We start from the raw sequence: 13,105 nt of genomic DNA, 5'->3' as shown, positions 1-13,105 counted from the left end.
TCCGTCATGGGGCCTTGCGTACTACTTGTTGCGGCCACGCTTCTCACGGACCCGCACCGAGATGTGGATCGGGGTGCCCTCGAAGCCGAACTCCTCACGCAGCCGACGCTCGACGAAACGTCGGTAGCCGTGCTCCAGGAAGCCCGAGGAGAACAGCACGAAGCGCGGCGGCTTGGTGCCCGCCTGGGTGCCGAAGAGGATGCGGGGCTGCTTGCCGCCGCGGACGGGGTGCGGGTGGGATGCGACGATCTCACCGAGGAAGGCGTTCAGCCGGCCAGTGGGGACGCGGGTCTCCCAACCGGCGAGGGCGGTCTCGATCGCCGGGACCAGCTTCTCCATGTGCCTGCCGGTGACGGCGGAGACGTTGACCCGCGGGGCCCACGCGATCTGCGCGAGCTCCGTCTCGATCTCGCGCTCCAGGTAGTAGCGGCGCTCCTCGTCGAGCGTGTCCCACTTGTTGTACGCGATCACCAGGGCGCGCCCGGCCTCCACAGCCATGGTGATGATGCGCTGGTCCTGGACGCTGATCGACTCGCTGGCGTCGATCAGGACGACGGCGACCTCGGCCTTCTCCACGGCGGCGGCGGTACGCAGCGAGGCATAGTAGTCCGCACCCTCCTGGAGGTGGACGCGGCGGCGGATGCCGGCCGTGTCGATGAACTTCCAGGTGATGCCGCCGAGCTCGATCAGCTCGTCCACCGGGTCACGGGTGGTGCCCGCGAGCTCGTTGACGACGACGCGCTCCTCGTTCGCCACCTTGTTGAGCAGCGAGGACTTGCCGACGTTCGGACGGCCGATGAGCGCGATCCGGCGCGGGCCGCCGATCGCGGTGCCGAAGCGCTGCGCCGGGGCCTCGGGAAGTGCGTCGAGCACGGCGTCGAGCAGGTCGCCGGTGCCGCGGCCGTGCAGCGAGGAGACCGGGTGCGGCTCGCCGAGACCCAGCGACCAGAGCGCGGTGGCGTCCGCCTCGCCGCTCTGCCCGTCGACCTTGTTGGCGCACAGCACGACGGGCTTGTCGGCCCGGCGCAGCAGCTTGACGACGGCTTCGTCGGTGTCGGTCGCGCCGACGGTCGAGTCGACGACGAAGACCACCGCGTCGGCGGCCTCGATCGCGTACTCGGCCTGGGCGGCGACGGAGGCGTCGATGCCGAGCACATCCTGCTCCCAGCCGCCGGTGTCGACGACCTTGAAGCGGCGGCCCGCCCACTCGGCCTCGTAGGTGACGCGGTCGCGGGTGACGCCGGGCTTGTCCTCGACGACCGCCTCACGGCGACCGATGATCCGGTTCACCAGCGTCGACTTGCCGACATTGGGGCGGCCGACGACGGCGAGCACGGGAAGCGGTCCGTGACCTGCCTCATCGATCGCGCCCTCGACCACTTCGGCGTCGAAACCCTCCTCCGCGGCGAGCTCCATGAACTCCGCGTACTCGGCGTCGCCAAGCGCTCCGTGCTCGTGGTCCGAGCCGTCGGAGTGAATCTGGTCGTTCATGAAGTCCGTTCCTCTTTGCATCATCATCGATGGGCCACAACCACGCGGCCCACTACTCAAGTCTTACCTGGCGCCCGGTGAAACGCCTGGCCTCCTCCAGGTGGGCGGTCAGCCGCCCCTGGATCCGTACCGTCGCCTCGTCCAGCGCCTTGCGCGTGCGCCGGCCACTTCCGTCGCCCGCGTCAAAAGCATCGCCGAACACGACATCGACCCGGCTGCGCAACGGCGGCAGTGCCGATATCAACCGTCCGCGGCGCTCGGTGCTTCCCAGTACGGCCACGGGCACGATCGGCGCCCCGCTGCGTACCGCGAAGTATGCGAGCCCGGCACGCAGGGCGGCGAAGTCTCCGTCACCCCTGGTGCCCTCGGGGAAGATCCCGAGCACCCCGCCGTTCTCCAGCACGCCGAGGGCGTGGGTGACGGCGGTGCGGTCGGCGGTCGTACGGTCCACCTTCAGCTGACCGATTCCGCGCAGGAACGGGTCGAGGGGGCCGACGAACGCCTCTTTCTTGATCAGGAAGTGGACGGGCCGGGGCGCGGTGCCCATCAGCATCGGACCGTCGATGTTGTGGGAGTGGTTCACCGCGAGTATGACGGGTCCGCGGGCGGGAACCCGCCACGCACCGAGGACGCGGGGCTTCCACAGCCCATACATCAGCCCGATGCCGATCCCGCGCCCGACCGCTGCGCCGCGCAGCGTGGGCGAGCCCGTGGCTTGGGTCACTGCGCGGCCCACTTCTCCTCGACGAGGGTGACGACGCACTCGATGACCTGCTGGAGGGTCAGCTCGGTGGTGTCCACCTCGACGGCGTCGTCCGCCTTGGCCAGCGGGGAGGTCTTGCGGCCGGAATCGGCCGCGTCACGCTTGATCAGTGCTTCCTTGGTGGCTGCGATATCGGAGCCCTTGACCTCTCCGCTACGGCGGGCGGCGCGCGCCTCCGGCGATGCGGTGAGGAAGATCTTCAGGTCGGCATCGGGCAGCACCGTGGTGCCGATGTCACGGCCCTCGACCACTATGCCCCGCTCGGCCGCGGCGGCGATGGTGCGCTGCAGCTCGGTGATCCGGGCGCGGACCTCGGGGACCGCGCTGACGGCGCTGACCTTGGAGGTGACCTCCTGGGTACGGATCGGGCCCGAGGCGTCCTCGCCGTCGACAGTGATCGTCGGGGCGGCCGGGTCCGTACCGGAGACGATGACCGGCTTGGCGGCAGCGGTCGCCACCTTCATCGCGTCCTGCACGTCGATGCCGTTGTTCAGCATCCACCAGGTGATCGCCCGGTACTGGGCGCCGGTGTCCAGGTAGCTCAGGCCGAGCTGCGCGGCGACGGCCTTGGACGTGCTCGACTTTCCGGTGCCGGAGGGCCCGTCGATGGCGACGATCACTGCGGCCCTGGCCATTCGGGCGGCGGCGCTTGCGGTTTCCACGGTGGTGGACACCTTCCTGGTACACGGGTGGGCGGGACGGGGGCGCGCGAACCCGCCCCGCACAAGGTTACCGAGTGTCGGAGCGGGCCTCTGCACCCCTGTGGACAACCGCCTCCCGGCCCCGACGCCCCGCGCCTACTGGCGTAGCGACCAGCCCCGGTCGCGCAGTGCCGCGCTCAGTTCGGGGGCCGCGCTCGGCTCGACCATCAGCTGGACCAGGCCCGCCTGCTGCCCGGTGGCATGCTCGATCCGGACGTCCTCGACGTTGACCCCGGCCCGGTTGGCGTCGGCGAAGATCCCAGCCAGTTCGCCCGGCCGGTCGCTGATGAGCACGGACACGATCTCGTACGAGGCGGGGGCCGTCCCGTGCTTGCCGGGGACCCGGACCCGGCCCGCGTTGCCGCGGCGCAACACGTCCTCGATGCCTTCGGTGCCTTCGCGGCGCCTGTCGTCGTCACCGGACTGCAGACCACGCAGCGCCCGTACCGTCTCGTCCAGATCGGCGGCGACCCCGGCCAGGACGTCGGCGACCGGGCCTGGGTTGGCGGAGAGGATCTCCACCCACATCCGGGGGTCGGAGGCGGCGATCCGGGTGACGTCCCTGATGCCCTGACCGCAGAGGCGCACAGCGGACTCGTCGGCCTCCTCCAGGCGGGCGGCGACCATCGACGAGATCAGCTGCGGGGTGTGGGAGACCAGGGCAACGGCCCGGTCGTGCGCGTCGGCGTCCATGACGACCGGTACGGCGCGGCAGAGCGCGACCAGTTCCAGGGCAAGGTTGAGGACCTCGGTGTCGGTGTCACGGGTCGGGGTGAGGACCCACGGGCGGCCCTCGAAGAGGTCCGCGGTGGCGGCGAGGGGGCCCGAACGCTCCTTGCCGGCCATGGGGTGCGTACCGATGTAGGGCGCGAGGTCGACGCCGCGGGCCTCCAGTTCGCGGCGCGGGCCGCCCTTCACGCTGGCGACGTCCAGGTAGCCGCGGGCCACGCCGTCCCGCATGGCGGTGGCCAGCACCGAGGCCACATGTGCGGGCGGCACGGCGATGACCGCCAGGTCGACGCGGTCCTCGGGTGCCTCGTCCGTGCCGGCACCGAGCGCGGCCGCGGTGCGGGCCGATTCGGGGTCGCGGTCGACGAGGTGGACATGGATGCCGCGCCCGGTCAGAGCGAGGGCTGCGGAAGTGCCGACGAGGCCCGTTCCGATGACGAGGGCGGTTCTCACTGGGCGATGTCCTTGCGAAGGGCGGCGGTGGCGCCGAGGTACACGTGCGCGATCTCGGACTTGGGCAGGTACGTCTCGACGTGCGCGAGGATGCGCACCACACGGGGCATGGCCCCCACGACGTCCAGTTCCTGGGCACAGATCAGCGGTACGTCGACGATACCGATCCCGCGCGCTGCGGCGGCCGGGAAGTCACTGTGCAGATCGGGGGTGGCCGTGAACCAGATGCTGATCAGGTCGTCCGTGACGAGGCTGTTGCGCTCCAGGACTGCGGTGAGCAGGGCGCTGACCCGCTCGCCCATGTGTCCGGCCTCGTCCTGGTCCAGCTGGACGGCTCCACGGACCGCTCGTACCGCCACGTCGTGCTCCTCGCTCTTTCGTACGTGTCGCGCCTGCTGTCCGCCTGCGTGATCTTTCTGCGCGATCAGCCTCCGGTGCAGCACATTCTCGCTCACGCAGCCTCACCCGCGTGATCACCCCTGACCCCGAGGCTCGCGTGCGCGACCACACGTGATGGGCCCACGGCCCTGCGCGCCGGCCCTTGGAGGCGGACGTCCGGCCGTACGGGGCGCTGCGCGCATCGTCTCCGTACTCATGGATCAAGCGTCCCAGAGCGCCCCCAGCGACAGCAGATCGCTCCGGTACTCGATCCGCTCCGACCACTCCTTGGGCCAGGCCCCCGCCCCCAGGTGCGCCCCGGCGAGCGCGCCGGTCAGGCAGCCGAGGGAGTCCGAATCGCCCCGGGTGCAGGCGGCGCGGCGCAGGGCGGTGACGGGTTCTTCGGGAAAGAGCAGAAAGCAGTGCAGGGCAGTGGCGAGGGCCTCCTCCGCGATCCAGCCGTCGCCGGTGGTTTCGCAGGGGTCGGTCTCCGGGGACGGGTCGCGCAGGGCGTCCTGGACGCGGGCCAGGGCGGTGAGGCATTCGTCCCAGCCGCGCTGGATGTACTGCTCCGGGGAGGAGTCGCCCGCGTACCGCCAGAGGTCGCCGAGCCAGCGCGTGAGGTAGCGGCTGCTGTTCTCGTACGCGTAGCTGCGCAACTGTCCGATCAGGGCCATCGGCTCCGCTCCCTGCGCCAGCAGGTACACCGTGCGGGCCGTCAGGTCCGACGCGGCGAGCGCGGTCGGGTGGCCGTGGGTGAGCGCCGCCTGCAACTGGGCGGCGCCGGAGCGCTGTTCGTCGCTCAGTCCGGGCACGAGTCCGACCGGCGCGACCCGCATGTTGGCGCCGCAGCCCTTGGAGCCGGTCTGGCTGGCCTCCTGCCAGAGGCGGTCGCTGTCGAGCAGGCGGCAGGCGGTCATGCAGGTGCGGCCGGGGGCACGGTTGTTGTCGGGCGAGTGGTACCAGTCGACGAACTCCTCGCGCACCGGGCGGACCAGCCGCAGCGGGGTGAGCAGCCCGCGGTCCATGGCGGTACGGATGCCCCGCCCCAGGGCCAGCGTCATCTGGGTGTCATCGGTGACGATCGCCGGCTTCGGCAGCCGCATCTGGTGCCAGGGCCCGCACTTGGCGAGGATCGACGGCACGTTGTTGAACTCGGTCGGGAAGCCCAGTGCATCGCCGAGCGCGAGCCCGGTCAGTGCGCCGGTGGCGGCCTGTTTGGTGATGGTCCTGGTCACGATCACGTGGTTCTTCCTTCCGGTCTCAGGAGTGGAGGGTGCAGGGCGGTGGCAGCACCCGCCCGGTAGAGCGCGGCCGGTTTCCCCCGTCCGCCGGTGCGGCGCGGTGATCCCTCGACGGCCTGGACGAAGCCGGGCGTGGTGAGGACCTTGCGCCGGAAGTTGGGGCGGTCCAACTCGACGCCCCAGACCGTCTCGTACACCTGCTGGAGTTCCCCCAGGGTGAACTCGGGCGGGCAGAAGGCAGTGGCCAGACAGCTGTATTCGAGTTTGGCGCCGATCCGGTCATGTGCGTCGGCGAGGATGCGGTCGTGGTCGAAGGCGAGGAGGCCGGGGGGTCCGGCGTCCCACCACTGGGCGTTGGCCGCGTCGCCGCCGCCGCGCGGTTCGGGCAGGTCGGGTACGAGTGCGGCATAGGCGACGGAGACGACCCGCATCCTCGGGTCGCGGTCGGGATCGCTGTAGGTGCGCAGCTGTTCCAGGTGGAGGGCGCAGACGGTGTCCTCGGTGAGCCCGGTCTCCTCGGCGAGCTCCCGGCGGGCGGCGTCCTCGGCGGACTCACGGGGCAGTACGAAGCCGCCGGGCAGCGCCCACTGGCCCTTGTAGGGGTCCTCGCCCCGTTCGACGAGCAGGACGTGCAGCCGGGTGTCGCGGACCGTGAAGACGGCGAGGTCGACGGTGACCGCGAAGGGTTCGAAGGCGTACGGGTCGTAGCCTGCGGGGACACCGGCGCTCATCGGTGCTCCGGGAGGGGTGCGGCGAAGTTCCAGCCGGCGGCGAGCAGGGTGTCGACGGCGGCGACCGCGGTGGCCAGGCGTTCCTGGTGGGTTCCGGTGAGCTCGATGAACTTCCTTCCGGTACGGGTGAGTTCGGCCCGGAAGCGGTCGGTCATCCAGGGCCGGAGCTCCTCGCCGTCGCGCAGCCCGTCGTCCTCGAAGGCGACGCCCTCGTGGTCGGTGAGCAGCCACAGATGGTGGGCGATGCGGTCGGCGGTCTCCTCGACGAGCGGATTGCGTCCGCCGACGTACCGCTCGTGCCAGACGGTGGTCGCGAAGGAGTCGGTGTCACAGAAGAGCACCGGCGACCCGGTGCGCGCGGCCGCCTCCTCCTTGGCGTTCTGCGCCTGGGCGATCTGCGGGAAGTCGTCGCTGGTGAAGGCGACGTCCTCCCACTGGGCCCCGGGCCACCGGGCGCGCAGCGCGGCCAGCTTCTGTTCGCTGAACTCCCGCCCGTACTCGGCGACGTAACGGGTCTGTGCCCAGACGCCGCCGCGCCGCCGGTAGTGGTCGGTGAGGGCGAGGGCCATCGTCGTGGTACCGGTGGATTCCGCGCCGAGGACGACGATCCGGCGGGTGAGCGCGGCCCGTACGGGTGGTTCGAGGAAGTCCCAGCAGCCCACCGGGTCCTTGCGGACGGCAGTACCGGAGACCGGGAAGACCGTGCGGTCGGGGTCGACGCAGACGGATTCGGCACCGAACCGGCGAGCCAGTTCCTCCCCGTACGACTCCGAGGTGAAGACGGCGTCCACCGGCTCGGGCACAGCCGCGGTGAAGACGGCCATGTGCGCGTCCCAGATCACCGGGTCGTGGAGATCCATGCGGATGTCGTCGACGGCGCCCACAACCCGTACGTCCGGGTGCACCTCCCGCATCCAGGCCACCCGGTCGGCGAGCGGTACGGACTCGACGGAGGCGGCGCAGACCAGGACGGTCAGCCGCTCGCAGCGGTCCCGCGCGGTGCGGACGAGGTGGTGGTGGCCGGCGTGCGGCGGGTAGAACTTGCCGAGGACGAGTCCGTGCGCGAAGCGCTTCATGCCGTCGGCTCGTGGAAACCAACCGCTCACAGCGACCCCCCACGCCCCCGGCCCACGCCGGCCCCGTACCCGGGTGCCGCCACCTCCACGGGCCGAAGCGGCCGCGCGTCGAGATCGCGCTTCCAGTTACGCAGGCCGATCAGGCACAGCGTCAGGAAACCGACGTAGAGCAGGGAGGTCAGATAGAGCTCCTTGTACGCGTACAGCGGGATGTACACCACATCGGCGGCGATCCAGAGCCACCACGACTCGACGAGCTTCCTGCACTGTCCGTACGTCGCCGTCAGGGACAGCGCGGTCGTCAGGGCGTCCCAGAAGGGCACGGTCGAGTCGGTGGCGCGGTCGAGCAGGACGGTGAGGGCAAAGGTCCCCATCGCCCCTGCCGCGAGCAGGCAGGCCCATTCGGTGCGCGTGGTGCGCCGCACCGGCAGGTCCGGTGATCCTGGTCCACCCCCGTGGGTCCAGGTCCACCAGCCGTACGCGGCAAGGGCGATGAAGACGATCTGGAGGCCGGCGTCGGCGTACAGACCGGACTGGGTGAACAGCAGGATGAAGAAGAGGTTGTTGGCGATGCCGATCGGCCAGTTGGCGAGGTGCTGGCGGGCCACGAGCCAGACACACAGCGCCCCGCTGCCGAAGCCGAGCACCTCGGTCCAGCTGACCGGGGTACCGAGGACGGTCACCAGGGGTTGCTGCAGTGGATCGAGGAAATCCGCGAGACTCACTCCCGCCTCCTTAATAGTCACACTGACTATAAAGGCGGAACGGCCACAGCAAAAGGCCCGCGGCCGATTCCTGTTCGAAATTCGAAGACAGGAACCGACCGCGGGCCGTGGAGTGGACGGAGGCGGGTTACAGACCGACCTCGCGCATCAGCATCCCCACCTCGCTGTTGGTGAGGCGGCGCAGCCAGCCGGACTTCTGGTCGCCCAGCGGGATCGGCCCGAAGGACGTCCGGACGAGCCGCTCGACCGGGAAGCCGGCCTCGGCCAGCATCCGGCGGACGATGTGCTTGCGGCCCTCATGGAGGGTCACCTCGACCAGGTAGTTCTTGCCGGTGTTCTCGACGACCCGGAAGTGGTCGGCGCGGGCGTACCCGTCCTCCAGCTGGATACCGTCCTTGAGCCGCTTGCCCAGGTCGCGCGGGAGCGGCCCCTGGATGGCAGCCAGGTAGGTCTTCTTCACCCCGTACTTGGGGTGGGTCAGGCGGTGGGCCAGCTCACCGTGGTTGGTGAGCATGATGATGCCCTCGGTCTCGGTGTCCAGCCGGCCGACGTGGAAGAGCCGCGTCTCACGGTTGGTGACGTAGTCGCCGAGACACTGGCGGCCGTCCGGATCCTCCATGGAGGAGACGACACCGGCGGGCTTGTTCAGTGCGAAGAAGAGGTACGACTGGGCGGCGACGGTGAGACCGTCGACCTTGATCTCGTCCTTGTGCACATCGACGCGCATGCCCTGCTCGACGACGATCTTGCCGTTGACCTCGACGCGGGCCTGCTCGATCAGCTCCTCGCACGCCCGGCGCGAGCCCATGCCGGCCCGGGCGAGGACCTTCTGCAGCCGCTCGCCCTCCTGCTCGGCGCCCGGGTGGGTCCTGGGTGTCCTGATGACGGGCTTGTCGGCGTACCTGTCCCGGTTGCGCTGCTCGATCTTGGCGTCGAGCTCACGCGGACGGGACGGGGCGCCCTGACGGCGCGGGCCACCGCTCCTGCTGCTGCCTGCCTGCGCGGGCCTCGGGCCGCCCTTGGCGCCGCCGCGGGCCGCCGTGCCGCGGCCCTTGCGGGGGCCCTCGCCGCTCTTCTCTCCGGTGGAGCCCACTTCGTAGCGGCGCTCCTCGGGCCGGGGCCGGCGGGGACGCTGCTCCTGCTTGCCGTCGCGCCCGGCGCCGGCACCCCGGGGGTTCCGGTTGCCGCCGCTCTTGCCGCTGCCGCTTCCGCTGTTCCTGCCACTGCTTCGCATCAAAATTCCGTCTTGTCGTCTGCGTGAGTATCCGGGGTGTCCGGTGCGTCCGGATCGAACGACGGCACACCCTCTAGCGTCTCAGCCTCGATCGCGTCCGCCTCGGGAAGGAAGGGCGCGAGCTCCGGGAGCTCATCCAGGCCACGCAGGCCCATCCGCTCCAGAAAGTAGTTCGTCGTCCTGTACAGGATCGCACCTGTTTCGGGTTCCGCGCCCGCTTCCTCGACGAGGCCCCTCTGCAGCAGGGTCCGCATGACCCCGTCACAGTTCACTCCGCGGACCGCGGAGACCCTCGACCGGCTGACGGGCTGGCGGTACGCGACCACCGCCAGGGTCTCCAGGGCGGCCTGTGTGAGACGGGCCTGCTGGCCGTCCAGGACGAAGCGCTCGACGGCCGCCGCGTACTGCGGGCGGGTGTAGAAGCGCCAGCCGCCGGCCACCAGCCTCAGGTCGAAGCCGCGGCGCTGCACGGTGTACTCGTCGGCCAGCTCGCGCAGCGCGTCGGCGACGGCTCTGCGGGGCCGCTCCAGCACCTTGGCGAGGTGCTCCTCGGTGGCAGGCTCGTCGACGACCATCAGGACCGCCTCCAGGGCGGGCTTGAGATCAAGATCTGCGACGGTGGATCCGGTGGGGGACTGCTGACTCATGCCTTCACATCCTCGGCGACGTCCTGCGTCTCGGTGTCGAACTCGTCCGTCACGACGGGCTCGGCCCCGTCTCCCCCGGCCCAGTGCACCAGGAGCTCCCCGAGCGCCTCGTCCTGGTCGAGCGCGACGGCCTTCTCCCGGTACAGTTCCAGCAGCGCGAGGAACCTGGCGACAACGGTGAGGGTGTCCTGGGCATCCTCGGTGAGCATCCGGAAACTGATCTCCCCCGCCTCCCGCAGCCGCGCCACCACGATCTCCGCCTGTTCCCGCACGCTGACCAGCGGCGCGTGGATATGGTCGACGTACACCTGCGGCTCGGGCTTCGGCTGCATCGCCTTCACTGCCAGCTTGGCGAACCCCTCGGCCCCGATGCTGATGACGACCTCGGGCAGCAGCTCGGCATGGTGCGGCTCCAGCCCCACGGTCCGCGGAAGACGCCTGCTCTCCGACTCCAGCCGGTCGCTGAAGATCTCCGCGATGCGTTTGTACGCGCGGTACTGGAGCAGCCGGGCGAAGAGCAGGTCCCGCGCTTCGAGCAGTGCCAGATCCGCCTCGTCCTCCACCTCGGCGGCGGGCAGCAGCCGGGCGGCCTTCAGATCGAGCAGGGTCGCGGCGACGACGAGGAACTCGGTGGTCTGATCCAGATCCCAGTCCGGCCCCATGGCGCGGATGTGCGCCATGAACTCGTCGGTGACCTTGGACAGCGCGACCTCGGTCACATCCAGCTTGTGCTTGGAGATGAGCTGCAGAAGCAGATCGAACGGTCCCTCGAAGTTCGCCAGCCGAACAGTGAACCGCCCGTCGTCGGCGGGCTCGGGGGGCGGGCCGGGTGTTGTCGGTACGGCGGACTCGGGGGGCGTTGCGGGCACCTCGAGGGCGGCGGGCCCGGCGGACGCTGTCGCATCGGCCACCGACAGGTCCGGGGACGCTTCCGCGGCTTCGGGAAGAGGCGGAGTGACGGATTCACCGTCGATGCCCTCGTCCCCCGCAGGCCCCGGCGCAGACCGACCGCCCGGGCCGCGCCCCAAGGGGCGGCGAGGGGTACGGGCGGGCTCGTCGGTCATCGGCATGAAGGTCCAGGGGCTGCGGGATACGGGCGGCGGGCAGTGGTCCGTACGGGAAGGTCCGGACTGCGCGGCGGCACTCCGGGCAGGCTACCGGCGCCCCACCGGTCAGCGGCCGCGCAGCCGCCGCACGAGGATGCTCGCGTCGCCCCGCGACTCCAGGTCCGCGAGAACCACCGCGACCGCCTCGCGGACGATCCGCCCGCGGTCGACCGCGAGCCCGTGCTCCCCGCGGAGCACGAGACGGGCGTGTTCGAGGTCCATCAGTTCCTCGGCCGAGACATAGACGGTGATCTTCTCGTCGTGGCGCTCACGGCCGCTGGGCCGCCGGTTCGCTCCGCGTCCGCCTCCGCGCCCGCGCTGCTGCTGAACGGCAGGGGCGGGAGCAGGGGCGGGAACCGCCTCCTGCGCGGACGACGAGGGCCGCTGAGGCCTGCGTCCCGACTGCGCTGCCCCCGCGACCCGGCCACCGTCACCGCCGCGGCTGCGCGATTCCCCCGCGTCGGCGTCCGCAGCGGAGTGCTCCTCCCGCGAAGGGGCCGCAGCCGCCGCGCCCGCCCCGGACCCGTCGGCCGTGGGATCGCTCTCCCCTGCCGGACCGGGCACCTGGGCCTCGCCGTTCGCCTTGCGTCGCCGGTCCGCGGGGGACGAGGCCTGCAGTCCCATCCCCCCGGTGGTACGGAACAGTTCGTCGGCCCCGGGCAGACTCACTCGGCGTGACACCGGGCGAGCACCTCCCTGGCGAGCTGGCGATAGGCGGCGGCACCGACCGAGTTGGAGGCGTACGTGGTGATGGGCTCACCGGCGACCGTGGTCTCGGGGAAGCGCACCGTGCGTCCGATGACCGTGTGGTAGACGTGATCGTCGAAGGCCTCGACGACGCGCGCGAGGACCTCGCGGCTGTGCACCGTACGGGAGTCGTACATGGTGGCGAGGATGCCGTCGAGCTCCAGATCCGGGTTGAGCCGCTCCTGGACCTTCTCGATGGTCTCGGTGAGCAACGCCACACCTCGCAGCGCGAAGAATTCGCACTCGAGCGGCACTATCACCTTGTGAGCCGCCGTCAGGGCGTTCACGGTGAGCAAGCCCAGCGAGGGCTGACAGTCGATCACGATGTAGTCGTAGTCGGCCATCAGCGGCTTCAGGGCGCGCTGCAGCGTGGACTCCCGGGCCACCTCGCTCACCAGCTGCACCTCGGCAGCCGACAGGTCGATGTTGCTGGGCAGCAGGTCCATGTTCGGGACCGCGGTCTTCAGCAGGACCTCGTCGGCCGACATGCCCCGCTCCATGAGCAGGTTGTAGACCGTGAGGTCGAGCTCCATCGGGTTGACGCCGAGTCCGACCGACAGGGCTCCCTGCGGGTCGAAGTCGACGAGCAGGACGCGGCGCCCGTACTCCGCAAGTGCGGCACCCAGGTTGATGGTCGACGTGGTCTTGCCGACGCCGCCCTTCTGGTTGCACATCGCGATGATCTTCGCGGGACCGTGATCGGTCAGCGGGCCCGGGATCGGGAAGTAGGGCAGGGGCCGACCGGTCGGGCCGATCCGCTCGCGGCGCTGGCGGGCAGCGTCGGGCGCGAGGGTGGCCGCGTACTCCGGATCGGGCTCGTACTCGGCGTCGGGGTCGTAGAAGTGCCCCTGGGGCACCTCGTCGAAGTCGGCGAAGTGGGCGGTCTCTCGGCCACTCTCGTTGCCGGCCATGGCGTTCACGTGTAGGCCGTCCATCATCTGGGGGGCTGTCGTCATGTGCTGGTGGGTGGCGAAGGTGCGGACAGCGACGGAGCCGACAGTCTCCAGCCCGTTCGGGCTCTGGCCCCGTGCAGGCATCCCTGGTTGAAAACCCCCGGGAGTAAATGTCGACTCATTCACA

At 70.6% G+C, this 13,105-nt stretch carries 14 protein-coding genes; all 14 read right to left on the bottom strand.

Annotated features, from left to right (window positions below):
- Positions 1–21: 21 nt before the first annotated feature.
- Positions 22–1,491 (bottom strand): ribosome biogenesis GTPase Der, encoded by a 1,470-nt coding sequence (gene der / locus ABT115_RS03775; RefSeq protein WP_351783684.1) that lies wholly within the window; start codon positions 1,489–1,491, stop codon positions 22–24.
- Positions 1,492–1,543: 52 nt separating this feature from the next.
- Positions 1,544–2,215 (bottom strand): lysophospholipid acyltransferase family protein, encoded by a 672-nt coding sequence (locus ABT115_RS03770; RefSeq protein WP_351783682.1) that lies wholly within the window; start codon positions 2,213–2,215, stop codon positions 1,544–1,546.
- Positions 2,212–2,928: a (d)CMP kinase gene (cmk, locus tag ABT115_RS03765; RefSeq protein WP_351783680.1), complete on the bottom strand. Its 717-nt coding sequence runs from the start codon at positions 2,926–2,928 to the stop codon at positions 2,212–2,214. Before cmk ends, ABT115_RS03770 begins: the two co-directional genes overlap by 4 nt.
- 123 nt (positions 2,929–3,051) lie before the next feature.
- Positions 3,052–4,137 (bottom strand): prephenate dehydrogenase, encoded by a 1,086-nt coding sequence (locus ABT115_RS03760; RefSeq protein ID WP_351783678.1) that lies wholly within the window; start codon positions 4,135–4,137, stop codon positions 3,052–3,054.
- Complete coding sequence (aroH, locus tag ABT115_RS03755) at positions 4,134–4,496, bottom strand: chorismate mutase (RefSeq protein WP_351784041.1); 363 nt, start codon at positions 4,494–4,496, stop codon at positions 4,134–4,136. Before aroH ends, ABT115_RS03760 begins: the two co-directional genes overlap by 4 nt.
- Positions 4,497–4,736: 240 nt before the next feature.
- Positions 4,737–5,759 carry an ADP-ribosylglycohydrolase family protein gene (locus ABT115_RS03750; RefSeq protein ID WP_351783676.1) on the bottom strand — a complete coding sequence of 341 codons (1,023 nt, stop codon included), beginning with the start codon at positions 5,757–5,759 and terminating at the stop codon, positions 4,737–4,739.
- Positions 5,756–6,490 carry an NUDIX hydrolase gene (locus ABT115_RS03745; RefSeq protein ID WP_351783674.1) on the bottom strand — a complete coding sequence of 245 codons (735 nt, stop codon included), beginning with the start codon at positions 6,488–6,490 and terminating at the stop codon, positions 5,756–5,758. The genes ABT115_RS03750 and ABT115_RS03745 overlap by 4 nt, the downstream gene beginning before the upstream one ends.
- Complete coding sequence (locus ABT115_RS03740) at positions 6,487–7,566, bottom strand: AAA family ATPase (protein ID WP_351783672.1); 1,080 nt, start codon at positions 7,564–7,566, stop codon at positions 6,487–6,489. Before ABT115_RS03740 ends, ABT115_RS03745 begins: the two co-directional genes overlap by 4 nt.
- A gap of 26 nt (positions 7,567–7,592) precedes the next feature.
- A complete protein-coding gene (gene pnuC, locus ABT115_RS03735) occupies positions 7,593–8,291 on the bottom strand; it encodes a nicotinamide riboside transporter PnuC (protein ID WP_351783669.1) in 699 nt (232 codons plus the stop codon).
- Between the two features lie 127 nt (positions 8,292–8,418).
- Positions 8,419–9,525 (bottom strand): pseudouridine synthase, encoded by a 1,107-nt coding sequence (locus ABT115_RS03730; protein ID WP_351783667.1) that lies wholly within the window; start codon positions 9,523–9,525, stop codon positions 8,419–8,421.
- A complete protein-coding gene (gene scpB / locus ABT115_RS03725; protein ID WP_351783665.1) occupies positions 9,525–10,172 on the bottom strand; it encodes an SMC-Scp complex subunit ScpB in 648 nt (215 codons plus the stop codon). Before scpB ends, ABT115_RS03730 begins: the two co-directional genes overlap by 1 nt.
- Positions 10,169–11,242, bottom strand: coding sequence for a segregation and condensation protein A (locus ABT115_RS03720; protein WP_351783663.1), 1,074 nt, complete (start codon positions 11,240–11,242; stop codon positions 10,169–10,171). The genes scpB and ABT115_RS03720 overlap by 4 nt, the downstream gene beginning before the upstream one ends.
- Before the next feature lie 102 nt (positions 11,243–11,344).
- Complete coding sequence (locus tag ABT115_RS03715; RefSeq protein WP_351784039.1) at positions 11,345–11,947, bottom strand: hypothetical protein; 603 nt, start codon at positions 11,945–11,947, stop codon at positions 11,345–11,347.
- Positions 11,944–13,062: a ParA family protein gene (locus ABT115_RS03710; RefSeq protein ID WP_351783661.1), complete on the bottom strand. Its 1,119-nt coding sequence runs from the start codon at positions 13,060–13,062 to the stop codon at positions 11,944–11,946. The genes ABT115_RS03715 and ABT115_RS03710 overlap by 4 nt, the downstream gene beginning before the upstream one ends.
- Positions 13,063–13,105: the final 43 nt, after the last annotated feature.

It is taken from the genome of Streptomyces sp. NPDC001832 (assembly GCF_040297265.1).
GTDB lineage: Bacteria > Actinomycetota > Actinomycetes > Streptomycetales > Streptomycetaceae > Streptomyces.
This window is presented reverse-complemented; position numbering and strand designations above follow the sequence as displayed.